The following is a 23,764-nucleotide window of genomic DNA, read 5'->3' on the forward strand; positions in this document are numbered from 1 at the left end:
TCGCGAGCAAGATACGCACGCGTCAGGAGGGCGTTACGGTTCAACAGTGGGCCGGTTGCCCGGCCACCCTGTTCAGCGCTCGTTGCCAGTGGGGGCCAGGTTGACTTCGAAACGGCAGCCGTTGGGCTCCATGGGGCTGAGACTGACGGTCCAGCCCTGGTTGACGCAGATGCGCTGTACCAGCGAAAGCCCCAGCCCCAGACCTTCGCCACGCTGCTCGTTGCCGCGCACGAACGGCTCGAACATGGCCTCGCGCTTTTCTTCGGGAATGCCCACGCCACTGTCTTCGACGACGAAGCCTCGACCATGAAGTGTCAGAGCGATGAAACCCTGGTCGGTGTAATGCAGGGCATTGCGTAGCAGGTTGCCCATCACCGCCAGCAGGAAGGTCGCGTTGTAGCGGATTTCCGACGCCTGGTCGTCCTCGGCCGGCTTGTAGATCAGCTCCAGGCCCTTGCTCTCGATGGGGCCGCGCCACTGCGCAATCAGCTGCTCGGCGACCCCGGTCAGGGTGGCCTTGGGGGTCATGGTCGGGTCTTCGCGCTGAGTGCGGGCAAGCATCAGGAAGGTCTGCACCAGGTCGCGCATTTCCTCGCAGGCCCGTGCGATGCGCTCCACCTGACGCCGAGCCCGCTGGTCCAGTGCCGGATTCTCAAGCAGCAGCTCGCAAGAGCTGGCCAGGACCATCAGTGGCGTACGCAGCTCATGGCTGACGTCGCTGGTGAACATGCGCTCGCGGGTCAGCGCCTGGCGCAGGCGCCCCAGAGTGGCGTCGAAGGCCACCGCCAGTTCGCCCACTTCGTCGGCGGCATAATCCGGCGCCAAGGGCGGTGCCAGGCCCAGCAACTGGTCACGATGGCGCACCTGGCGGGCCAGGCGCACCACCGGCGCCATGACCCGACGAGCGAGAATCCAGCCCAGGAACACTGCCAGGGCCAGGGCCAGGACGAAGCCCACCAGCACCACGGCGAACAGCAGCCGCTCGCGCTCTTCGAAATCGCTCTGGTCCTGCAGCAACGCATAGTGACGACCGTCGACCACCTCGATCATTGCGTGATAGGACAGCGGTCCGCGAAACACCTCGTGAAAGCCCGGCTCCAGGTGGCGGATATCCGGGGGCAGGTCGAAGTCGCCTGGGCCATTGCTGAAGTAGAACAACTGGTCCTGCTTGGGACGGTGGCTCCAGTCGCTGACGCTTTCAGCCAGCAGCAGGCGATTAAGGTCACCGCCCAGGCCCGCTGATATGAGTTTCTCTTCGATAAAGTGCACAGTGGAAATGATGCCGACGGCGAACGAGCCGGCCACCAGTGCGCTCATCAGCGCAAAGGCGATGATGATCCGCTGTGCGAGACTCTGCTTAAACTCCATCCCGGCCCTCGGCCAATCGATAGCCCACACCATGCACGGTGTGCAGCAGCGCCTTGGGGAATGGCTTGTCGATCACCTGGCGCAACTGGTGCACGTGGCTGCGCAGGCTGTCGCTGTCCGGGCAGTCATCGCCCCACAGTGCCTCTTCGAGGATTTCCCGACGCAGCACGTGTGGGCTCTTCTGCATCAGCACTGCCAGCAGCTTCAGACCCACCGGGTTGAGCTTGAGCATGCGCCCGTCGCGCGTGACCTCCAGGGTGTCGAGGTCATAGACCAGGTCGGCCACCTGCAGGGTGCGCCGCCCGCCCCCCTGGGCGCGACGCAGCACGGCTTCGATACGCGCGGCCAGCTCCGACAGGGCAAAGGGTTTGAGCAGGTAGTCATCGGCGCCGGAACGGAAGCCCTGCAGGCGATCGTCGAGCTGATCGCGGGCAGTGAGCATGATCACCGGCGTGTCGCGCCGCGCATCTTCGCGCAGACGCTTGCACAGCGTATAACCGTCGATGCCGGGCAGCATGATGTCCAGCACGATGAGGTCGTAATGTTCGGTGGCGGCCAGATGCAGGCCGGACAGACCATCCTGCGCGCAATCGACCGTATAACCCTTCATGCCCAGGTAATCGGCCAGGTTCGCCAGGATATCGCGGTTGTCTTCGACCAGAAGAATTCGCATAGGACTCTCCGCATGCAATTGGGGCTGGCGCAGCTTAGGGGTTGAAGCAGTGGCCGCGCAAGCCGCGTCCCTGCACTCGTTCAGACCATGGAAGGCAGGCAATGCCTCCCGATGAAGCACGTACTGCGCAAAGCGCATCTGCCTCATAAATGAAGAACCCCGCACGAGGCGGGGTTCTTCGGGTGAAGCAAAGAGGCTGGGGCCAGCTTACATCATGCCGCCCATGCCACCCATGCCGCCCATGTCAGGCATGCCACCAGCAGCCGGCTTCTCTTCCGGGATGTCGGCGATCATCGCTTCGGTGGTGATCATCAGGCTGGCGATCGAGGAAGCGGCCTGCAGTGCCGAACGGGTCACTTTGGCTGGGTCCAGGATGCCCAGTTCGATCATGTCGCCGTACTCACCGGTAGCGGCGTTGTAACCGAAGTTACCCGAACCTTGCTTGACCTTCTCGACCACGACGCTTGGCTCGTCGCCAGCGTTGGCCACGATCTGACGCAGTGGGCCTTCGACCGCACGACGCAGCAGAGCGATACCGACGTTCTGGTCAGCGTTGTCGCCTTTCAGACCTTCGATGGCCTGCAGGGAACGAACCAGAGCTACGCCACCGCCAGGCACCACGCCTTCTTCGACGGCTGCGCGGGTTGCGTGCAGGGCGTCTTCAACGCGGGCTTTCTTCTCTTTCATTTCGACTTCGGAACCGGCGCCGACCTTGATCACCGCAACACCGCCGGACAGCTTGGCCAGACGCTCTTGCAGTTTCTCTTTGTCGTAGTCGGAGCTGGTGTCGCCGATCTGCTGACGGATCTGGGCGATACGCGCGTCGATGTCGGACTTGTTGCCTGCACCGTCGATGATGGTGGTGTTTTCCTTGTTCAGCACGACGCGCTTGGCGTTACCCAGGTGCTCCAGGGTAGTGCTTTCCAGGCTCAGGCCGATTTCTTCGGAAATCACGGTACCGCCGGTCAGGACAGCGATGTCCTGCAGCATGGCCTTGCGGCGGTCGCCGAAGCCAGGTGCCTTGACCGCAGCGACCTTGACGATGCCGCGCATGTTGTTGACTACCAGAGTCGCCAGCGCTTCGCCTTCGACGTCTTCAGCGATGATCAGCAGTGGACGGCCGGCTTTGGCAACGGCTTCCAGGACTGGCAGCATTTCGCGGATGTTGGAGATCTTCTTGTCGACCAGCAGCAGCAGCGGGCTGTCCAGCTCGGCCACCATGGTGTCCGGCTTGTTGATGAAGTAAGGAGACAGGTAGCCACGGTCGAACTGCATGCCTTCAACAACAGACAGTTCGTTTTCCAGGCCCGAACCTTCTTCAACGGTGATCACACCGTCTTTGGTCACTTTTTCCATCGCTTCGGCAATGATGTCGCCGATGGAGCTGTCGGAGTTGGCCGAGATGGTGCCGACCTGGGCGATGGCCTTGGTGTCGGTGCATGGCTTGGACAGCGACTTCAGCTGGCTGACGATGGCCGCAGTGGCCTTGTCGATGCCGCGCTTGAGGTCCATTGGGTTCATGCCGGCGGCAACGGCCTTCAGGCCTTCGTTGACGATGGCCTGGGCCAGAACGGTCGCAGTGGTGGTACCGTCACCGGCGTCGTCGTTGGCACGGGAAGCCACGTCCTTGACCAGTTGCGCGCCCATGTTCTCGAAGCGGTCTTTCAGCTCGATTTCCTTGGCGACGGAAACGCCGTCCTTGGTGATCAGAGGAGCACCGAAGCTCTTCTCGATGATCACGTTACGGCCTTTCGGGCCCAGGGTGGCTTTTACTGCGTCAGCCAGGGTGTTGACACCCGAGAGCATTTTCTTGCGGCCGGCATCGCCGAATTTAACTTCTTTAGCAGCCATGATCGATATTCCTTAAATACTGTGTAGTAGCGGGAAATTGAGCGGGAAGGACTCAGCCTTCGATGACGGCGAGGATCTCGCTCTCGTTCATCACCAGCAGGTCTTCGCCGTCTACTTTCACGGTGTTGCTGCCGGAGTAAGGGCCAAATACCACTTTGTCGCCCACTTTCACGGTCAGCGCACGGACTTCACCGTTGTCCAGAACACGGCCGGCACCTACAGCGACGACTTCGCCACGGTTCGGCTTCTCGGCGGCCGAGCCTGGCAGCACGATGCCGCCGGCAGTTTTCGTTTCTTCTTCGCTGCGACGGATTACGACGCGGTCATGCAGAGGACGAAGCTTCATTGTCGATCTCCTGATTTTGTTGGTACGTCCGGTGAAGGGCACCGGCGAGTTGTTAATCCGGCCTGGCCGGTTACGGTTCGGCATGCGAACCGCAGAAAACGGTCTGGCAGTGCGCCAGAAACCTTGCGGTGACCCATACATGAGGGCGCCCGATTTGATTACAAGGGCGGCGCAAAAAAATTTTTACCCGGCCCTCAAACGCCTACGGCACCCGAAGGTGCCGTAGGCCTGCCCAGTGCTGGTCATTTGTCGCGGTGTTCGAACTCGCCTTCGATGACTTCAGGTTCGCGGGTCGGCTGATGGATGGCCTCCGGGCGTCCGGTCCCAGGATGCTGATGGGTGCGCAGGTCATCGGCGAAAGCGCGCTGGCGCATGGCCTGCTCTTCGGCGCGCTGACGCAGCTTGCCAATCAGCAGGCGGCGGGTCACCGGCAGCAGGCAGAGCACGCCCAGCACGTCACTGATGAAACCTGGCAGCAGCAACAGGCCGCCACCGACCGCCATGCTCAATCCTTCGAGCATCTGCTGCGCAGGCAGCTCGCCTCGCGCCAGACTTTCGCGGGCACTCAGTGCGGTGGCCAGCCCGGCCACGCGCATCACCAACAGGCCGAGCATCGAGGTGGTCAGCACCAGCAGGAAGGTCCACAGGAAGCCTATGGACATGCCGACTTTCACCAGAACGAACAGCTCAAGCACGGGAAACAGGAGAAACAGCAGTAAAAAAGCACGCATCGAGTTTTTTCCTCTACGGAAGAACGCCTTCCAGTAGACCCTAAGTGATGTCGGAAAGTCGTTAAATCAAGCCTGAGTACCGTCACGGGCAGGCCAATGTGTTGCGCGCGCCAGATGGACCAAGGCTTCGCGGACCTGTGTCGGGGTATTACAGGGCTCCGGGAAGGCCAGCCAGTGCAGCGAGTCGCCAATGCGCAGGTGCATGCCTTCGCTGTCGATGCCGACCATCCTCGGCGTGGCGCTCTGCGCCAGACCGGCGAGTTTCACGTAATGCGCCAGGGCCTCGGCGTGATCCTGGTTCATGTGCTCGACCATGGAGGTTTCGCTGGAGCCGAAGAAAGGATTGGCCAACGCCACGTCATCAAGCCACTGGATGGACCCGACGCCTGCGATATAGCGGTAGCGCACCGGGGTCAGCACCCAGAAATCGAAGTCGTAGTCTTTATGGTGGTTCCGCGAATCGGGGAAATACCGGTAATAGCGCTGTGCTGCCAGCTCCACGGCAGCCGGGTCGGCAAGCCTGTGCCCTTCGGCCATCAAGGTGATGCGCCCCAGCGTCTGGATGTTCGCCGCTTCGCGCTCGCCGACCAGCAGCGAACACTTGGGGTCCTGCTGCAGGTTATGAGTGTGCTGGGCGATACGGCTGATGAGGATCAGCGGCCTGCCCTGCCCGTCCAGGCAATAAGGCACGACCGAACCGAATGGAAAGCCCGGCATCGACATCGAGTGCGTGGCCAGCGCACCGCGGTATTCGCGCAGCAGCAGTTCACGGGCCGACCGGGTGGCTTGGACGCTCATCTTGACTCCCTCGTTAGTGTTTTTGCCGAGGCCATGGCCAGACCCGGCCGGGCGCTGCTATACCTGTAGCGGTCTGCGGCGTAGTGCTGCACCCACGGCAGCAGCCTCTACAACCAGTGAGCACGCTTATGGAACTGAAAGGCAAGTTAATCATTATCACCGGCGGATGCCAGGGACTCGGCCTGGCCATGGCCCACGACCTGGCCGGACGCGGCGCCAACCTGGCGCTGATGGACCTCGACCAGACCCGCCTCGACAGCGCGGTGGCCAGTTGCAAGGCACTGGGCATCCAGGCTCGCGGTTATGTCTGCAATGTGGCCGATGAAGCGCAGGTGGTCGACGCCGTGGCACGTATTGCGGCGGATTTCGGCCCGATTCACGGGCTGATCAACAATGCCGGCATCCTGCGCGACGGCATGCTGGTCAAGGTCAAGGACGGGCAGATCAGCACCATGAGCCTGGCACAGTGGCAGTCGGTGATCGACGTCAACCTGACCGGCGTGTTCCTGTGCACCCGGGAAGTTGCGGCGACCATGGTCGAGCAGAAGAGCCAGGGAGCGATCATCAACATCTCGTCGATCTCGCGGGCCGGCAATATCGGGCAGACCAACTATGCGGCGTCCAAGGCCGGTGTGGTGGCGGCTACCGTGACCTGGGCGAGGGAACTGGCGCGCTTCGGCATTCGTGTCGCGGCCATCGCCCCCGGTTTCATCGAGACGGAAATGACCGGCAGCATGAAGCCCGAGGCGCTGGAAAAGATGACCTCGGCAATTCCCCTGAAACGCATGGGCAAGCCCGAGGAAATCGCCCGCTCGGTGGCGTTCATCCTGGAGAACGATTACTTCAGCGGCCGGGTACTGGAGGTGGACGGCGCGATGCGCCTGTAGCCGGCTCGGATCGCTGCTCAACGAATACAGTTAGGTTAGGCGGTGGGAGCGAGCTTGCTCGCGAAGGCGGCGCCGCGTTCACAGCAGACTTAGCGACTTTGCCCGCTTTTCCCGAGCAAGCTCGCCCCCACAAGGGCCAGCGCGCGCCTGCTTGAGGCGGAGTCGACCTGGGCAACCAGTCGAACCCGCTCCGCCATGACGGGAGCGGGCCTGTTTGCTGGAAGAGGTTTACCAGGTCACGCCAAAGCCGGCGGTGTAGCGGGTCTTGTTGATGTCGCCATCATTGGAACCGCTGATGATGTCACGCTCGGCCTTGACGTTGAGCGAGGCCCAGTCGGTGACCTTGTAGCGCAGGCCTACCTCGACATCCAGTGAGTAGTCGGCGACATCGCTGAGCGGCTTGCCCAGCTCGCCGTTGGTGAAGAACTCGAACTTCTTGCCCACCAGGTAACGGTTGTAGTCCCAGGTACCGGCGACGGAATAGAAGTTGGTCTTCTGCCCGTTGGAGAATTCGTAGTCGGTACGGTTGAGCAGGCCACCCACCTTGAATGCGCCCAGCTCGTCATCCCAGAACTGATAACCCGGACCGGTACCCACGGTACGCTCACGGCTCAGGTCCTCGACTTTGTCACGCTTGTAGTTGATCCGTCCGTCCCAGTAGAACTTGTCGGTAAGGAAGTAATCCAGCGAGTACTCGGCGCTCCAGTCGTCGGTGGTGACCACGTCGTCCTGGGTTTCGCGGTTGTACTGGCCCTTGGCATTGTGCCGCCAGCGGTCGTGTCGGGCCGACGTCTTGAACGACAGGTTGTAGTCGTCGGAATCTCTCTCGGCGCGCTGGAAATCCAGCGCGGCATCGATGTTGCCCTTCCACACCAGGTCGGTAATGACCGGCTTGGGCTTGACGATCTGCTGGATGCTGGCCATTTCGACGGTCTTGGGTGCATCGCCATTGGCCAGCACCACCTTGCCGTCATCGCTGGGCTGCAGCGACTTGGCGACTTCGCCGGTGTACTGGTTCTGCTTGACCAGCAGCGGTTCCTTGCTTTCCAGGGTCTTGATCTTGCTCCAATCCAGCGGAATGGCTCCACCGTAGTCGGTCTGCAGCAGCAGCTTGCCACCGTCGAACAGTTTGATGGTGCCGGTCAGGCGGTCGCCGTTCTTCAGCCAGACGGTGTCGGCGAGCAAGGGCATGGAGGCGGTGGATACAGCGAGGCACAACAGGGTTCTGGACAACATAAGCAACTACAAGGCTGTGTTTGACGAAAATTCAGGCATCATTCGGCAGAATTCATCCCGAATACGAAACCGCAGGCGCGAGCTTCACAGACCACGGGAATACGCTGTAGTTCATTCACGGTCCCGCTCAGCCCCTGCATCGCCTCCGGAAAAACCCCAGTCTTGAGCGCTTCAGACACTCCTGCCGAGCCATCACCCGCCGAGGCGCGGCGCATGGCCCTGTACATGACCCTGGAACAGATCCCCCCAGGGTATGTCACCAGTTATGGTGAGCTGGCCCAGATGGCCGGCCTGGGCCGTGCAGCGCGCTGGGTGGGTCGGACCCTGAGCCAGCTCCCGGAAGGCTCTACCCTGCCCTGGCACCGGGTGATCGGCGCCGGCGGTCGCATCAGCCTGCCGGCCGGCAGCCCCTCCGGTGATGAGCAGCGCGCCCGCTTGCGCGCCGAAGGCATAACCGTCCGTAACAATCGTGTGGATATGCTACGCCATGGCTGGCGTCCCCTATGGCACAGAGGTTAGAGTGCGCCCTTTGTTTTTCGTTACCTGAGGCAGTCACCAGCTCATGCCCCGTAAAACCTGGCGCGCCGCGCTCGCCGCTTATGCCAGCCCGTCGACGCTCGTGTTGCTGCTGCTCGGCTTTGCCGCCGGCCTGCCTTATATGCTCGTGTTTTCCACTCTGTCGGTCTGGTTGCGTGAAGCGGGCGTGGCGCGTGAAACCATCGGCTACGCCAGCCTGATCGGCCTGGCCTATGCCTTCAAATGGGTATGGTCGCCGTTGCTCGACCAGTGGCGCCTGCCGGGCCTGGGCATGCTCGGCCGCCGTCGTTCCTGGCTGGTGCTGTCCCAGGTGCTGGTCATCCTCGGGCTGGTCGGCATGGGCTTCTGCGACCCGCAGCAGCACCTCTCCTGGCTGATCGCCATTGCCGTGGTGGTGGCCTTCGCTTCCGCGACCCAGGACATCGCCATCGATGCCTACCGTCTGGAAATTGCCCAGGACACCCAGCAGGCGGCATTGGCGGCCAGCTACATGTCCGGCTATCGGGTCGCTGCCCTGCTGTCTACCGCCGGGGCGCTGTATTTCGCCGAAGGCTTCGGCTCCACCGGCTTCGCCTACAAGCATTCGGCCTGGACCGGCACCTACGTGCTGTTCGGGGTGATGATGCTGCCGGCGCTGATCACCACGCTGATCATGCGCGAACCGCCGGTGCCCCTGCGCACACAGCTGTCGGCGGCGCGCTATGGGTTCATCCACCAACTGGCCTCGGTGTTCGTGCTGATCGTCCTGCTGGTCTCGGTCCCCGCCCTCTTCACCCAGCTGTACAACACCGACTTCGCCAGCGTGCTGTTCGGCGACGTCAGCTGGCTGACCCTGCTGCTCGAAGACCGCGCCTTCCTGCGCGCCATCCTCTATGCCGTGCTGACCAGCGCTTGCCTGTCGTCCATGGGGCGCCGCGGCCTGGCGCCGGTGCTGACGCCGGTCAACGATTTCATCATGCGCTATCGGTGGCAGGCCTTGCTGCTGCTGGGCCTGATCGCCACCTATCGAATGTCCGATACGGTGATGGGGGTGATGGCCAACGTGTTCTATATCGACCAGGGCTTCACCAAGGACCAGATCGCCAGTGTCAGCAAGATCTTCGGCCTGGTCATGACCCTGGTCGGTGCCGGAGTCGGGGGCCTGCTGATCGTGCGCTTCGGCATCATGCCGATCCTGTTCATCGGCGGCTTCGCTTCGGCGGCCACCAACATCCTGTTCCTGATGCTGGCCGACATGGGGCCGAACCTGCAGATGCTGGTGGTGACCATCTCGCTGGACAACTTCAGTTCCGGCATGGCCACCTCGGCCTTCGTCGCCTACCTGTCGAGCCTGACCAACCTGCGTTTCTCGGCCACCCAGTACGCCCTGCTCAGCTCGATCATGCTGCTGCTGCCGCGGCTGATCGGCGGTTACTCAGGGGTGATGGTAGAGAAGCTCGGCTACCACAATTTCTTCCTGATCACCGCCCTGCTTGGGGTGCCGACGCTGATCATGATCATTCTGCAGTGGAACCGGGAAATCCGGCATCCCGAGCCGCCACCGCAAGCCCCGGCAGCGGTCGAGAAGCCTGAGGCCTGATAGGCTCATCGCGCTGGATCGGCTTCAGCAGCAAGCCCGTGGCGGCTGAAGCCCTGTAGACCCGGTGCGCTGATCAGCCCTGGGCCGCTTCCTTGTTCATCTGCACCACCTGCTGCTGGTACTGGATCTCGATGCCGGCCGCCTTCAGGCGGTCGCGGGCTTCGAGATTGAACTTCGACAGCACGTCGCCCAGGTCACCGGTCTTGGTCCACACCCGCAGCTGCAGCACCACGGCGTTGTCGCCCAGCGCGCTGACCACCGCCTGGGGCGCCGGGTCCTTGAGCACCCGAGGGTCATCGGCCATGTCCAGCAGCACTTGCAGGGCCTGCCTGAGGTCAGCGTCGTAGCCCACCTTGACGTCGAACACGGCCTTGCGGGTCGGCTGACGGTTGGTATTGGTGATGATGCCGTTGGACAGCACGCCATTGGGCACGATCACCGTGCGGTTGTCGCCGGTACGCAGGATGGTGTGGAAGATCTGAATGTTGTCCACAGTCCCGGACATGCTCTGGAACTCGATCCAGTCGCCGATGCGAAACGGACGAAACAGCAGGATCAGCACGCCCCCGGCGAAATTCGACAGGCTGCCTTGCAGGGCCAGGCCGATGGCCAGGCCGGCCGCACCGATGGCAGCGACGAACGAGGTGGTCTCGACACCGATCATCGAAGCCACGCTGATCAGCAGCAGCACCTTAAGGATGATATTCGCCAGGGTACTGACGAAGCCCTGCAGGGCCTGGTCGGCGTTACGCAGTGCCAGCAGCGCGCCAAGCTTGTTGGTCACCCGGTTGATCAGCCACCAGCCGATGCTCAGGGTTACCAGGGCCAGCAGCACCCGGCTGCTGTATTGCATGATCAGCGGAATCCACGACTGGGAAACCCGCCACAGCTGATCGACTTCAGCATTCAAATCCATCTTCTACTCCTAGGTGCCTTTGGATCGCCAACGACGAAACCACTCGCGTTCTGAAGAAGCGAGTCACTTCGCGGGGCTACAGGAAGGTCGGACGCATCCGGGCCGGCGGGGTTCCGCAGGCCCGGCTCGCGGCCGCGAAATCAGTCGCGGAAGTTGTTGTATTGCAGCGGCAGCTCGGCGTCGTAGGCACGCAGCAAGGCAATGGCGTCCTGCAGGTCGTCACGCTTTTTGCCGGTGATGCGCACCTGCTCGCCCTGGATGGCGGCCTGGACCTTGAGCTTGGAGTCCTTGACGTGGGCGACGATCTTCTTCGCCAGATCCTTGTCGATGCCTTCACGCAGATTGGCTTCCTGCTTCATCACCTTGCCGGACGCGTAGGGCTCTTTGACTTCCAGGCATTTGACGTCGATCTTGCGCTTGACCAGGGCCAGCTTGAGGATCTCGATCATCGCCTCGAGCTGGAACTCGGCCTCGGCAGTCAGGGTAATGGCCAGGTCCTTTTCCTTGAACTCGAAGGAACCCTTGCCTTTGAGGTCATAACGGCGATCCAGCTCCTTGATCGCATTGTCGACGGCATTCGTGACTTCGTGTTTATCCAATTCGGACACTACGTCGAACGAGGGCATGTATTTTCTCCAGATGAACGGCGCGCAAGAGTGACTTTTGGGCGCGCATGACTTGACGGTACGAAAGAGCGCTCATTATAACGGCACTTTTACCGCCGTTACTGCGAGCTTCGTCCGCATGCGCTCATCTTACCCCGCCACGCCTGGCCTCTGGCCGTGAGCACCTGGCACATCCTCGGCGTCGGCAGCCTGGGCAGCCTGTGGGCCATACGCCTGGCCCGCGCCGGCCTACCGGTGCGCCTGATCCTGCGCAACGCCGAGCGCCTGCAGGACTACCAACGCCAGGGCAGTTGCCTGAGCCTGCTCAGCCACGCGGACTGCCAACGCCAGGCGTTGCCAGCGCAGCTCATCGACAGCGCCGAGCCCATCGAACGCCTGTTGGTGGCCTGCAAGGCCTACGATGCGCCACAGGCGGTCGCCAGCCTGGCGACACGCCTGGCTCCCGGAGCACAGGTCATCCTGCTGCAGAACGGCCTTGGCAGCCAGGAGGCGGTGGCGGCGTGCATCCCGGCGGCGCGCTGCGTATTCGCGTCCAGCACCGAAGGCGCGTTCCGCGAGTCGGCCTGGCAGGTGCGCTTCGCCGGACATGGCTTCACCTGGCTCGGCGACGCCCAGGCGCAGACTCCACCGCAGCCCCTGCTGGACGACCTGCACAGCGCCGGCATTCCCCACCAATGGACCCCGGACATCCTCACCCGCCTGTGGCGCAAGCTGGCGCTCAATTGTGCGATCAACCCGCTGACGGTCCTGCATGACTGCCGCAACGGCGGCCTGCTTGAACACCCTTGCGAAGTCGCCACGCTGTGTGACGAGCTGGCCGGCCTGCTGCAACACTGCGGTCAGACGAGCGCCGCCGAGGCGCTGCACGACGAGGTCCAGCGGGTCATCCAGGCCACGGCCGCGAACTATTCGTCGATGTACCAGGATGTCGCACAAGGCCGACGCACCGAGATCAGCTACCTGCTCGGCCATGCCTGCGCTGCGGCAGCCCGCCACCAGTATCCGGTGCCGCACCTGAGGGCGACGCTCACGCGTCTGCAGCAGCATCTGGCAGGCAAGGGTTTGCGAACCGACTAGGCCGCGCTAACCTGCCGGCTCAAGCCTCAGCGGTGTGACCCTTCATGTCCTTGCGTCAGCGACTCGACAACCTGCCCGTGGGCCAGAAGCTGCTGGCCGCCCTCCTGGTCTTGCTGACCACCGTCTTGCTGGTGGCCAACCTGACCTTCATCAGCGCCGCGTACTACATCTCCCAGGAGGCCATGGCGCCCCAGGCGCTGCAGACCATCGGCCGGCTGATCAGCAGCGCCTACCTCAATGAACGCGCGCTGAACTCGCCCGCCGACGCCCAGGCCCTGCTGCACGAACTCAAGAGCTACGGCCCGCTGCGCGCAGCGGCAGTCTACGACAACGACGGCACGCGCCTGGCCCAGTTGCAGCAAGGGCAGGACCTGGAGCTGCCGCATCACTACAAGGACATCGAAGGCTGGCGCCTCACCGAGTTCCGCAACACCCAGGTGATTCCGGTGCCCAAGGGCGAGCAATCCCCCGGCCATCTGCTGCTGGTGGCCAGCAGCGAGCTGCCGCCAGCGTTCTACAGCGGCACCCTGACCGCCAGCCTGGGCATTCTGGTGTTCAGCATTCTGCTGTGGGTGGTGGTCGCCCGACAGATCCGCCGGCTGATCACCGAGCCGATCTACCAGCTCGAAGAGCTGTCCCGGCAGGTCACCCGCGAAGAGAACTACGCCCTGCGCGTGCGCACCGGCAACAAGGACGAGATCGGCAGCCTGGCCTCGGCGTTCAACACCATGCTGGCGCGTATCGAAGCCCGCGAGCAGCAGCTCAAGCGCGCCCGCGACGAATCCCAGGAAGCCTACGACCAGGCTCGCGGGCTGGCCGAAGAAACACGTCGCACCAACCGCAAGCTGGAGCTGGAAGTGCAGGTGCGCAGCAAGATCGAGAAGAAGCTCACCGGCTTTCAGAACTACCTCAACAGCATCATCGACTCGATGCCCTCGGCCATGATCGCCCTGGACGAACAGCTGTACGTCACCCAATGGAATCAGGAGGCCAGCACCCTGTCGGGCACCACGCTGGACGAGGCGCTCAACCAGCCGATCTTTCTCGCCTTCGAGCCGATGCGCAGCTTCATGCCCGAACTCAAGCAGACGGTGGAACAGCACCGCGTCACGCACATCGAGCGGGTCACCTGGATCAAGCATGATGTGCCCCGCCATTACGCGATGACCTTTTACCCGCTGGTGGGCGATGCCGGGCGCGGGGTGGTGATCCGCATCGACGACATCACCCAGCGCATCTCCCTGGAAGAGATGATGGTGCAGTCGGAAAAGATGCTCTCGGTGGGTGGCCTGGCCGCCGGCATGGCCCACGAGATCAACAACCCGCTGGGGGCGATCCTGCACAACGTGCAGAACATCCGCCGCCGCCTTTCCCCCGAGCTGCCCAAGAACCTGGAACAGGCACAGAGCGACGGAATCGACCTGGAGCGGGTCAACCGCTACCTGGCCGGCCGCGGCGTGCCGCAACTGCTCGACGGTATCCAGCAGGCTGGCGGGCGGGCCGCCAAGATCGTCAGCCACATGCTCAACTTCAGCCGCCTGAGCACTCGGCAACTGTCGCCCTGCGACCTGCCGGCGCTGATCGACCAGGCCCTGGAAATCGCCAGCAACGACTTCGACCTTACGGTCGGCTTCGACTTCAAGGGCCAGAACATCGTGCGCCAGTTCGACCCGGAACTGGGTCCGGTGCCGTGCATCGCCAACGAGCTGGAGCAGGTGCTGCTCAACCTGCTGAAGAACGCCGCACAGGCCATTCACCAGCGCGAGGACGACAGCGAACCGGGACGCATCACTCTGCGCACCCGTCTCAACCCGCCTTGGGCGGAGATCCAGGTCGAAGACAACGGCATCGGCATGTCGGAAACCGTGCGCAAGCGCACCTTCGAGCCGTTTTTCACCACCAAGGAAATCGGTCAGGGCACCGGGCTCGGGCTGTCGGTGTCGTACTTCATCATCACCAATAACCACAAGGGGCAGATGGAGGTGCAATCGGCCGTCGGCATGGGCACCTGCTTCACCCTGCGCCTGCCGCTGGAAGCCCCGGCGGTGGAAGTGCCCCAGCAAACCATCAGCACACATTGAACAGGAGCCAGCCATGGGCTTTCGTCTGTCGAAGATCTACACACGCCAGGGAGACAGCGGCGAAACCGGCCTCGGCGATGGCCGCCGAGTGCCCAAGGACCACCCGCGCATCGAAGCCATAGGCGAGGTCGATACCCTCAACAGCCAGCTGGGGCTGCTGCTTGCCGGCCTCGCTGAACAGGCTGTGCAGCACCCCGCGCTGCACGAGATCATCGAGGTTCTAGCGCCCTGCCAGCACCGCCTGTTCGATCTTGGCGGCGAGCTGGCGATGCCGACCTATCAGGCCCTGAACGCCAGCGAGATCGAACGCCTGGAAGCGGCCATCGACCGCTGGAACGAAGAGCTGGGCCCGCTGGAAAACTTCATCCTGCCCGGAGGCTCGCAACTGGTGGCCCAGGCCCACGTGTGCCGCAGCCTGGCGCGCGGTGCCGAACGCCGCTGCCAGCAGCTCAATGCCATCGAACCCCTGCAAGGTGTCGGGCTGGCCTACATCAACCGGCTATCGGACCTGCTGTTCGTCGCCGCGCGCCTGATCGGCCGCCGCCAGGGCATCGCGGAAATCCTCTGGCAACCGGCGGCCAAACCGGCGTCTTGAGCGACGCCTGGCTTTTGGCTACGCAACGGGTAGAAAGGGCTTGCGCGCAGCCACCTCAAGTTCACGGCAGAGGCGGTGAACTTGCCAGCCATTTAGCGGCTGAAGCTCTACAGGTGAATCTCAGCCAGCCGGCCAGAAGGCGCGGATGCCGGCCACGCCTTGGGCGCCGTACTCCCAGGCCTGCTGCAACTGCTGCGGGCCGACACCGCCGAGCAGGAACACCGGCTGGGTGAAACCGCCGATTAGCTGCGCCGCCTGTTCCCAGCCCAGCGGCGACGCGTCAGGGTGGGTCTGGGTCGGCTGGACCGGCGACAGGGTCACGAAATCAACGCCCATCTGCTCGGCCAGGGCCAATTCCTCGGCGTTGTGGCAGGAAGCTGCCAGCCAGCGCTCGGCGGGGAATGGTCGCCCCTTGGGCGCGTACTTGCGTAGCTGTTCGGCGGTCAGGTGCCAACCGGCCGAGGGGAAGTCGCCCAGCCACTCCAACGGCCCCTTGAGCATCAACTGCGCCTTGCCGGCACACAGCCCTACGGCATCCACCGCCAGATCGCGGTAGGCAGGGTCGTAGCCCCCCGGTGCACGCAGCTGGATCAGCTTGGCGCCCTGGGCAATGGCTTTCTGCATGCCACGCAGCAGTTCACCGTTCTCCAGGCCATCCGGGGTGATGAGGTACTCGCCGGGCAGCCGCGCAGCGGCCACGATCGGCCGGTTGGCGGCGGGGAATTCGTAGTCGGGCAATTCACGGCCGGTGACCCAGGCCAGCGGCTGGCCTTCGGCGCCATGCGGCTCACCGCCGAATGCCGAAACCTCCCAGACATCCAGCAGCACGTGCTTGTCGGGATAGTCATGCTGCACCTTGATCAGCGGGCGCGCCGCCTCGACCTGGATGCCCAACTCTTCCTGCAGCTCACGCCCCAGCGCCACGCGAGGGGCCTCGCCCTCCTCGACCTTGCCGCCGGGAAACTCCCAGAGCCCGCCCTGATGCTGGGTGTCGGCACGCCGGGCAATGAGAATACGGCCATCCTGGCCACGGATCACGGCGGCCACTACGTGTATGCGTTTCACGGTTCAAGTTCCTCCTGACCGCCTGCCGACAGTGCGGGAAGACAGGCGGACGTCGCGAATTCAATTGGGCCCCGGCTGTTGCGCAGATACCGGGGCCGCGCAGACCTCAGGTCCGGTATTCGGCGTTGATCTTCACGTACTCGTGGGACAGGTCGGTGGTCCAGATGGTCTCGCTGCAATCACCACGACCCAGTTCGATACGGATGGTGATTTCCTCGCGAGCCATGACTTCGGCGCCCTGGGCCTCGGTGTAGCTGGCGGCACGGCCACCCTTGCTGGCGATGCAGACTTCGCCAAGGAACACGTCGATCTTGCTCACGTCCAGTTCTGGCACGCCGGCACGGCCCACGGCGGCCAGGATACGGCCCCAGTTCGGGTCGGAGGCGAACAGCGCGGTCTTGATCAGCGGCGAGTGGGCCACGGCGTAACCGACGTCCAGGCACTCCTGATGATTGCCACCGCCGTTGACTTCGACGGTGACGAACTTGGTCGCGCCTTCGCCGTCACGCACGATGGCCTGGGCCACTTCCATGCACACTTCGAACACGGCTTTCTTCAAGGCCTCGAACAGCGCCCCCTTGGCTTCGGTCACTTCCGGGACATTGGCCTGGCCAGTGGCGATGAGCATGCAGCAGTCGTTGGTCGAGGTGTCGCCATCGATGGTGATGCGGTTGAACGACTTGTTGGCGCCGTCGCGGATCAGGTCCTGCAGCACGTTCTGGGAAACCTTGGCGTCGGTGGCGATGTAGCCGAGCATGGTGGCCATGTTCGGACGGATCATGCCGGCGCCCTTGCTGATGCCGGTGACGGTGACGGTCACGCCATCGTGCTGAAACTGGCGGCTGGCCCCCTTGGGCAGGGTGTCGGTGGTCATGATGCCGGTGGCCGCAGCGGCCCAGTTGTCTTCCGAGAGGTCGTCGAGGGCGGCCTGCAGGGCGCCTTCGATCTTCTCGACCGGCAGAGGCTCGCCGATAACCCCGGTGGAGAACGGCAGCACCGCGTCAGCGGCTACGCCGGTCAGCTGGGCCAGCGCGTCACAGGTGCGCTTGGCCGCAGCCAGGCCCGGCTCGCCGGTACCGGCGTTGGCATTGCCGGTGTTGGTCAGCAGGTAGCGCACGGTGCCCTGTACGCGCTGCTTGGCGAGGATCACCGGCGCCGCACAGAAAGCGTTGAGGGTGAATACGCCCGCCACGCTGGAGCCTTCGGCACAGCGCATGACCACTACATCCTTGCGCCCGGGGCGCTTGATACCGGCCGAGGCGATACCCAGTTCGAAACCGGGCACCGGGTGCAATGTAGGCAAAGGACCAAGACCAACAGCCATGCGTGCGCTCCTTGAGCTCTCTGTGCGCCGTCCGCCCATCGGTACGGCGCTCGATAATGGTAAAACGCCGCGACGGCGGGGCCGGTCGCGGCGTGGGTGTCAACGGCCTGGACTCAGCTGATCTGGCCGTGGCAATGCTTGAACTTCTTGCCCGAACCGCACCAGCACAGCTCGTTGCGGCCCAGCTTCTGGTCGTTGCGCACCGGTGCGGAGGCCACGGCGACTTCGCCTTCCTCCTCGGTGGCAGCTGCCTGCTCCAGGCCGGGGGCCTCGGCATGCTGGAATTGCATGCGCTGGGCCAGCTCTTCGGCTTCACGACGCAGACGCGCTTCTTCTTCCTCGGGGTCTTCGCGACGCACCTGGACATGAGACAGGACGCGGATGGTGTCGCGCTTGATCGAGTCGAGCAGCTCTTGGAACAGCGTGAAGGATTCGCGCTTGTACTCCTGCTTCGGGTTCTTCTGCGCGTAGCCACGCAGGTGGATACCGTGGCGCAGATGATCCATGGTCGACAGGTGGTCTTTCCACAGGTCGTCCAGCACGCGCAGCAGGATCTGCTTCTCGAACGTGCGCAGCGCCTCGGCACTGGCCTGTTCTTCCTTCTCGTTGTAGGCCGCCAGCAGCTCCTGCAAGAGCTTCTCGCGCAGGGTTTCCTCGTGCAGGTGGTCGTCTTCGTCGAGCCACTGCTGGACCGGCAGACGCACGCCGAAGTCCGACAGCAGGGAGGCCTCCAGGCCGGCGACGTCCCACTGCTCGGGCAGCGACTGTGGCGGAATGTGCTGGCTGATGAGGTTGTTCAGCACTTCTTCGCGGAACTCGGCGATGGTGTCGCCGATGTTGGTGGCTGCCAGCAGGCTGTTGCGCATGTGGTAGATCACCTTGCGCTGCTCGTTGGCGACATCGTCGAATTCCAGCAGTTGCTTACGAATGTCGAAGTTGCGGCCTTCGACCTTGCGCTGCGCCTTCTCGATGGCGTTGGTGACCATGCGGTGCTCGATGGCTTCGCCGGACTGCATGCCCAGGGCCTTCATGAAGTTCTTCACCCGGTCGGAGGCGAAGATGCGCATCAGGCTGTCTTCCAGCGACAGGTAGAAGCGGCTCGAACCCGGGTCGCCCTGACGGCCGGCACGGCCACGCAGCTGGTTGTCGATACGCCGCGATTCGTGGCGCTCGGAGGCGATCACGTGCAGGCCGCCGGACTCGATGACCTGCTGGTGACGCTTCTGCCAGTCGGCCTTGATCTGCGCGATCTGCTCGGGGGTGGGGTTCTCCAGGCCGGCGACTTCGACTTCCCAGTTGCCGCCCAGCAGAATGTCGGTACCGCGACCGGCCATGTTGGTGGCGATGGTCAGCGCACCGGGACGGCCCGCCTGGGCGATGATCTCGGCTTCCTTTTCGTGGAACTTGGCGTTGAGGACCTTGTGGTCGATGCCTTCCTTGCGCAGCAGGGCCGACATGTGCTCGGAGGTCTCGATGGTCGCGGTCCCCACCAGCACCGGACGGTTCTCCGCCACGCAGGCCTTGATGTCAGCAATGATGGCCGCGTACTTCTCTTCGGCGGTCAGGTACACCAGATCGTTGAAGTCCTTGCGCGCCAGTGGCTTGTTCGGCGGGATGACCATCACTTCCAGGTTGTAGATCTGCTGGAATTCGAAGGCTTCGGTGTCGGCGGTACCGGTCATGCCGGACAGCTTGGTGTACAGACGGAAGTAGTTCTGGAAGGTGGTCGAAGCCAGGGTCTGGCTTTCGGCCTGGATGTTGAGGTGTTCCTTGGCCTCGATGGCCTGGTGCAGGCCCTCGGACAGGCGACGGCCGGGCATGGTACGGCCGGTGTGCTCGTCGACCAGCAGCACCTGGCCGTCCTGGACGATGTACTCGACGTTGCGGTTGAACAGTTTGTGCGCACGCAGGCCGGCATAGACGTGGGTCAGCAGGCCCAGGTTGTGCGCCGAGTAGAGGCTCTCGCCCTCGGCCAGCAGGCCGGCTTCGGTGAGCATTTCCTCGATGAACTGGTGCCCGGCTTCGTTGAGTTCGACCTGGCGGGCCTTCTCGTCGATGGTGAAGTGGCCAGCCTGGGTGACTTCGCCTTCCACAGCCTCGATGTGCTGCTGCAGCTTGGGAATCAGGCGGTTGATCTCGGTGTACAGCCGCGAGCTGTCTTCGGCCTGGCCGGAGATGATCAGCGGTGTACGGGCCTCGTCGATGAGGATGGAGTCGACTTCGTCGATGACCGCGAAGTTGAGTTCACGCTGGAACTTGTCTTCCAGGCTGAACGCCATGTTGTCGCGCAGGTAGTCGAAACCGAATTCGTTGTTGGTGCCGTAGGTGATGTCGGCGGCATAGGCGGCGCGCTTCTCTTCCGGCGGCTGGAAGGGCGAGACGATGCCGACGGTCAGGCCGAGGAATTCGTACAGCGGACGCATCCAGTTGGCGTCGCGGCGGGCCAGGTAATCGTTGACCGTGACCACGTGCACGCCCTTGCCGGACAGCGCATTGAGGTACACCGCCAGGGTACCCACGAGGGTCTTGCCCTCACCGGTACGCATCTCGGCGATCTTGCCCTCGTGCAGGGTCATACCGCCGATCAGCTGGACGTCGAAGTGACGCATGCCCATGACCCGCTTACCGGCCTCACGGGCCACGGCGAAGGCTTCTGGAAGCAGTTGGTCGAGGGTTTCGCCTTTGGCTATGCGGGCTTTGAACTCTTCGGTCTTGGCGCGCAGCTGCTCGTCCGAAAGGGCCACCATTTGCTCTTCGAAGGCATTGACGATCTGTACCGTCTTGAGCATGCGCTTGACTTCACGCTCGTTCTTGCTTCCAAAAAGTTTTTTTAACAAAGGCGCAAACATATCGACAGGATCTTCCACACATAGGAATGGAGGGCGGCCCCGTGAGTCGCCCGTGCGGCCCTCATGGCCGCATGCGAACGAGCATTCTACCCGGAAACGATGGTGAGGAAAGTGGCGTTAATCCACGATGCTGGCACAGCGCTGTAAGGGGGCACGGTCACAATGGGGTCTTTTTGCCCGACTTCAACCCTGATAAACATGAAACTTGCCTGCCTGGTCGCGAGGGACACAGCCCTGGCGAGCCTGGCGACACTTTCTGATAACATTGGCCCGCTCCAGCAACCCGACTTCCCAAGGCAGCCTCGTCATGGCCTTTCGCCCCCTCGATGCCCGCTCCCCCGCCGCCCTGCTGCGCGATGCCCGGCCATTGCGGGCGATCTTCCGCCAGGCCGAACGACTAAGCCACTTGCAGAAACTGCTGGAGAGCCAGTTGCAACCGGCTGCGCGAGAACACTGCCGGGTCGCGTCTTGGCGCGAGGGCTGCCTGCTGCTGGTGGTCACCGATGGCCACTGGGCCACCCGCCTGCGCTACCAGCAACGCCGCCTGCAACGGCAACTGGCGCTGTTCGACGAGTTCGCCAGCCTGACCCGCATCCAGTTCAAGGTCCAGCCATCGACACCGCAACAGGGCGCCGCAACCCACACCCTCGACCTGTCCCACAGCGCGGCAGAGAACATCCAGGCAACCGCTGAAGGCATCACCGACCCCAAGCTGCGCGCCGCCCTGGAGCGCCTGGCCAGCCACGCCAAAGATCGTTCCTGAGCCAAACAGAGTCTGGCTGGCCAGCAGCATCTGCCGTCAGGACATGCGACGCCTGGATGCTTTCTGCTGCCTCGCCGCCCGTGAACCAAAGGGGTGTATGGAACCGCAATCCGCTTACTCACCAGGTACCGGCATTTTCCGTCCCTATAAAAAAGGGCCACCCGAAGGCAGCCCTGAAAGAATAAGGAAAGAGAGTAAAGCTTTTTTACTACGCTGCGGCCACAGGACGCATGTAGGAAATAGGAGCGGTGCTGGCGTCTTCGAAGACAACCGTTTCCCAGGCATCCTTTTGTGCGATCAGTGCGCGCAGCAAGCGGTTGTTCAGCGCGTGACCGGACTTGAAGCCGCGGAATTCACCGATCAGGCTGTTACCCAGCAGATACAGGTCGCCGATGGCGTCCAGGATCTTGTGTTTGACGAACTCGTCTTCGTAACGCAGGCCGTCTTCGTTCAGCACGCCTTCCTTGTCGACCACGATGGCGTTTTCCACGCTGCCACCCAAGGCCAGGTTGTGCTTGCGCAGGTACTCGATGTCGCTCATGAAGCCAAAGGTACGGGCCCGGCTGACTTCCTTGACGAACGAAGTGCTGGAGAAGTCCACACTGGCGCTCTGCGTGCGATCCCGGAATACCGGGTGATCGAAGTCGATCTCGAAGCTCACCTTGAAGCCTTCGAAAGGCACGAAGGTGGCACGCTTGCCGTCTTCTTCGACGGTGACTTCACGCAGGATACGGATGAACTGCTTCGGCGCTTCCTGCTCCTGCAGGCCGGCCGACTGGATCAGGAACACGAAGGGACCCGCGCTGCCGTCCATGATCGGGACTTCGGACGCCGAGAGTTCGACATAGGCGTTGTCGATACCCAGGCCAGCCATCGCCGAAAGCAGATGCTCGACAGTGTCCACCTTGATGTCGCCCTGGACCAGCGTGGTCGACAGGGTGGTTTCTCCGACGTTTTCCGCACGGGCCTGGATCTGGACAACCGGGTCCAGGTCGGTACGGACGAAGACGATACCGGTGTTCACAGGTGCGGGCTTCAGGGTCAGGTAAACCTTTTCCCCGGAATGCAGACCGACACCTGTGGCACGGATAATATTTTTCAGGGTACGTTGTTTAATCATGGCATTGGCCGCTTGAGCACTAGTTGCGAACGGGTATCAACAAAGGCTGGCGATAATAGCAGACCGAGCCTTTGCTGAACACCAATCAGCCTAATCCCCCTGATAAATTCCATCAATCGGCCTGGCGACGCAGGAAGGCCGGGATGTCTAGATAGTCCAGATCATCGTTGGGGTTGAGCTTGGTCGCAGCGCTGGCGCCGGCGTGTGCCTGGTTGCGCATCACGGTCGGACGCTCCAGGTCACGGTAGTTCACCGCGGCCGGTTCACGCACGGTAGCAGCCGGTTGCTGAACCTGCTGTTGCGGCGCAGCGCTCTGCAGGGTGTTGTCGATGACCTTGACCGGCTTCTCGATACGCGCACCCAGACCGGTGGCCACTACGGTAACGTGCAGCTCGTCGCGCATGTCCGGATCGATAACGGTACCGACCTTGACCATCGCGTGCTCGGAAGCGAAAGCCTCGATGATGCTACCCACGTCGGAGTACTCACCCAGCGACAGGTCGGGACCTGCGGTGATGTTGACCAGGATGCCGCGAGCGCCCTGCAGGTTGACGTCTTCGAGCAGCGGGTTGCGGATTGCCGCTTCGGTGGCCTCGCGTGCACGGTTCGGACCGCTGGCGGCACCGGTGCCCATCATGGCCATGCCCATCTCGCTCATCACGGTACGTACGTCGGCGAAGTCGACGTTGATCATGCCGGGACGCTTGATGATGTCGGAGATACCGCGAACGGCACCGGCCAGTACGTCGTCGGCCTTGGCGAAGGCGGACAGCAGGCTGGCATCCTTGCCCAGGATGGTCAGCAGCTTCTCGTTGGGGATGGTGATCAGCGAGTCGACGCTTTCGGCCAGCATGCGGATGCCTTCATCGGCGATCTGCATACGCTTGCGACCTTCGAACGGGAACGGACGGGTCACCACCGCAACGGTGAGGATACCCAGCTCCTTGGCCACTTCGGCGATGATCGGCGCAGCACCGGTACCGGTACCGCCGCCCATGCCGGTGGTGATGAACACCATGTTGGTGCCCTGCAGGACTTCCGCGATGCGCTCGCGGTCTTCCAGCGCAGCCTGGCGGCCGACTTCAGGGTTGGCGCCAGCGCCGAGGCCCTTGGTCACACCGGTACCCAATTGCAGGATGGTGCGCGCGCCGATGTTCTTCAGCGCTTGTGCATCGGTGTTGGCGCAGATGAATTCGACGCCTTCGATGCTGCTCTTGACCATGTGGTTGACCGCGTTGCCGCCACCACCACCCACGCCGATAACTTTGATTACCGGGCTTTGCGGGACATTGTCTACGAGTTCGAACATTTTCCCTCTCCTTCAGCTCTCTATTTTATTTAC

The 23,764-nt window shown here is 63.0% G+C and carries 21 protein-coding genes; 7 read left to right on the forward strand and 14 right to left on the reverse strand.

Going from position 1 to position 23,764, the window contains the following annotated elements; genetic code table 11:
- Window positions 1-72: 72 nt before the first annotated feature.
- The 6 genes from QZ497_RS10475 to QZ497_RS10500 all read right to left on the reverse strand — a co-directional run bounded on the left by QZ497_RS10475 (window position 73) and on the right by QZ497_RS10500 (window position 5,767).
- Complete coding sequence (locus QZ497_RS10475; protein ID WP_295474010.1) at window positions 73-1,368, reverse strand: HAMP domain-containing sensor histidine kinase; 1,296 nt, start codon at window positions 1,366-1,368, stop codon at window positions 73-75.
- Window positions 1,358-2,041 carry a two-component system response regulator ColR gene (gene colR, locus QZ497_RS10480; RefSeq protein WP_295474012.1) on the reverse strand — a complete coding sequence of 228 codons (684 nt, stop codon included), beginning with the start codon at window positions 2,039-2,041 and terminating at the stop codon, window positions 1,358-1,360. Before colR ends, QZ497_RS10475 begins: the two co-directional genes overlap by 11 nt.
- 207 nt (window positions 2,042-2,248) lie before the next feature.
- The gene (gene groL / locus QZ497_RS10485; protein ID WP_295474015.1) at window positions 2,249-3,892 is read right to left on the reverse strand and encodes a chaperonin GroEL; all 1,644 of its coding nucleotides are present in this window, start codon (window positions 3,890-3,892) and stop codon (window positions 2,249-2,251) included.
- A 52-nt stretch (window positions 3,893-3,944) separates the two neighbouring features.
- On the reverse strand, window positions 3,945-4,238 hold the full coding sequence (locus tag QZ497_RS10490) for a co-chaperone GroES (RefSeq protein WP_295474018.1): 294 nt from the start codon (window positions 4,236-4,238) through the stop codon (window positions 3,945-3,947).
- Between the two features lie 242 nt (window positions 4,239-4,480).
- Complete coding sequence (locus tag QZ497_RS10495) at window positions 4,481-4,969, reverse strand: FxsA family protein (RefSeq protein ID WP_295474021.1); 489 nt, start codon at window positions 4,967-4,969, stop codon at window positions 4,481-4,483.
- A 66-nt stretch (window positions 4,970-5,035) separates the two neighbouring features.
- Window positions 5,036-5,767: a DUF2470 domain-containing protein gene (locus QZ497_RS10500; RefSeq protein ID WP_295474024.1), complete on the reverse strand. Its 732-nt coding sequence runs from the start codon at window positions 5,765-5,767 to the stop codon at window positions 5,036-5,038.
- Between the two features lie 128 nt (window positions 5,768-5,895).
- Between QZ497_RS10500 and QZ497_RS10505 the strand changes: the two genes are divergently transcribed.
- Window positions 5,896-6,654, forward strand: a complete 759-nt coding sequence (locus QZ497_RS10505) for an SDR family oxidoreductase (protein ID WP_295474026.1) — start codon at window positions 5,896-5,898, stop codon at window positions 6,652-6,654.
- Window positions 6,655-6,882: 228 nt separating this feature from the next.
- Here the strand turns inward: QZ497_RS10505 and QZ497_RS10510 are convergent, their stop codons facing one another.
- Window positions 6,883-7,890 carry a DUF481 domain-containing protein gene (locus QZ497_RS10510; RefSeq protein ID WP_295474028.1) on the reverse strand — a complete coding sequence of 336 codons (1,008 nt, stop codon included), beginning with the start codon at window positions 7,888-7,890 and terminating at the stop codon, window positions 6,883-6,885.
- Between the two features lie 213 nt (window positions 7,891-8,103).
- Between QZ497_RS10510 and QZ497_RS10515 the strand changes: the two genes are divergently transcribed.
- Together QZ497_RS10515 and QZ497_RS10520 are read left to right on the forward strand one after the other, a co-directional pair.
- Window positions 8,104-8,409 (forward strand): MGMT family protein, encoded by a 306-nt coding sequence (locus tag QZ497_RS10515; RefSeq protein ID WP_295474323.1) that lies wholly within the window; start codon window positions 8,104-8,106, stop codon window positions 8,407-8,409.
- Between the two features lie 43 nt (window positions 8,410-8,452).
- On the forward strand, window positions 8,453-10,006 hold the full coding sequence (locus QZ497_RS10520) for an AmpG family muropeptide MFS transporter (RefSeq protein ID WP_295474030.1): 1,554 nt from the start codon (window positions 8,453-8,455) through the stop codon (window positions 10,004-10,006).
- A 73-nt stretch (window positions 10,007-10,079) separates the two neighbouring features.
- On the opposite strand, the gene QZ497_RS10525 is transcribed toward QZ497_RS10520, so the two are convergent.
- Together QZ497_RS10525 and QZ497_RS10530 are read right to left on the reverse strand one after the other, a co-directional pair.
- Complete coding sequence (locus QZ497_RS10525; protein ID WP_295474033.1) at window positions 10,080-10,922, reverse strand: mechanosensitive ion channel family protein; 843 nt, start codon at window positions 10,920-10,922, stop codon at window positions 10,080-10,082.
- Between the two features lie 140 nt (window positions 10,923-11,062).
- Window positions 11,063-11,548, reverse strand: a complete 486-nt coding sequence (locus QZ497_RS10530) for a YajQ family cyclic di-GMP-binding protein (RefSeq protein WP_295474036.1) — start codon at window positions 11,546-11,548, stop codon at window positions 11,063-11,065.
- Between the two features lie 150 nt (window positions 11,549-11,698).
- Here QZ497_RS10530 and QZ497_RS10535 point away from each other — a divergent pair, with 150 nt between their 5' ends.
- From QZ497_RS10535 to QZ497_RS10545, 3 genes are read left to right on the forward strand one after another with little or no spacing between them, the layout of a single operon-like run.
- Window positions 11,699-12,625 carry a putative 2-dehydropantoate 2-reductase gene (locus QZ497_RS10535; protein ID WP_295474326.1) on the forward strand — a complete coding sequence of 309 codons (927 nt, stop codon included), beginning with the start codon at window positions 11,699-11,701 and terminating at the stop codon, window positions 12,623-12,625.
- A 44-nt stretch (window positions 12,626-12,669) separates the two neighbouring features.
- Window positions 12,670-14,706 (forward strand): ATP-binding protein, encoded by a 2,037-nt coding sequence (locus QZ497_RS10540; RefSeq protein ID WP_295474039.1) that lies wholly within the window; start codon window positions 12,670-12,672, stop codon window positions 14,704-14,706.
- A gap of 13 nt (window positions 14,707-14,719) precedes the next feature.
- Window positions 14,720-15,301 carry a cob(I)yrinic acid a,c-diamide adenosyltransferase gene (locus QZ497_RS10545; RefSeq protein WP_295474042.1) on the forward strand — a complete coding sequence of 194 codons (582 nt, stop codon included), beginning with the start codon at window positions 14,720-14,722 and terminating at the stop codon, window positions 15,299-15,301.
- A 120-nt stretch (window positions 15,302-15,421) separates the two neighbouring features.
- Here the strand turns inward: QZ497_RS10545 and QZ497_RS10550 are convergent, their stop codons facing one another.
- The 3 genes from QZ497_RS10550 to secA form a co-directional block, all read right to left on the reverse strand.
- Window positions 15,422-16,366: a Nudix family hydrolase gene (locus tag QZ497_RS10550; RefSeq protein WP_295474045.1), complete on the reverse strand. Its 945-nt coding sequence runs from the start codon at window positions 16,364-16,366 to the stop codon at window positions 15,422-15,424.
- A 106-nt stretch (window positions 16,367-16,472) separates the two neighbouring features.
- Complete coding sequence (gene argJ, locus QZ497_RS10555) at window positions 16,473-17,690, reverse strand: bifunctional glutamate N-acetyltransferase/amino-acid acetyltransferase ArgJ (RefSeq protein ID WP_295474047.1); 1,218 nt, start codon at window positions 17,688-17,690, stop codon at window positions 16,473-16,475.
- A 113-nt stretch (window positions 17,691-17,803) separates the two neighbouring features.
- A complete protein-coding gene (gene secA, locus QZ497_RS10560) occupies window positions 17,804-20,539 on the reverse strand; it encodes a preprotein translocase subunit SecA (RefSeq protein WP_295474050.1) in 2,736 nt (911 codons plus the stop codon).
- A 307-nt stretch (window positions 20,540-20,846) separates the two neighbouring features.
- On the opposite strand from secA, the gene QZ497_RS10565 reads away from it, so the two are divergent.
- Window positions 20,847-21,302, forward strand: a complete 456-nt coding sequence (locus QZ497_RS10565) for a DciA family protein (protein ID WP_295474053.1) — start codon at window positions 20,847-20,849, stop codon at window positions 21,300-21,302.
- Between the two features lie 208 nt (window positions 21,303-21,510).
- Here the strand turns inward: QZ497_RS10565 and lpxC are convergent, their stop codons facing one another.
- Both lpxC and ftsZ read right to left on the reverse strand, forming a co-directional pair.
- Entirely contained in the window at window positions 21,511-22,422 is a 912-nt protein-coding gene (gene lpxC, locus QZ497_RS10570; RefSeq protein ID WP_295474055.1) for a UDP-3-O-acyl-N-acetylglucosamine deacetylase, read from the reverse strand.
- 112 nt (window positions 22,423-22,534) lie between these two features.
- Window positions 22,535-23,731 carry a cell division protein FtsZ gene (ftsZ, locus tag QZ497_RS10575; protein ID WP_295474058.1) on the reverse strand — a complete coding sequence of 399 codons (1,197 nt, stop codon included), beginning with the start codon at window positions 23,729-23,731 and terminating at the stop codon, window positions 22,535-22,537.
- Window positions 23,732-23,764: the final 33 nt, after the last annotated feature.

Source organism: uncultured Pseudomonas sp. (assembly GCF_913777995.1).
GTDB lineage: Bacteria > Pseudomonadota > Gammaproteobacteria > Pseudomonadales > Pseudomonadaceae > Aquipseudomonas.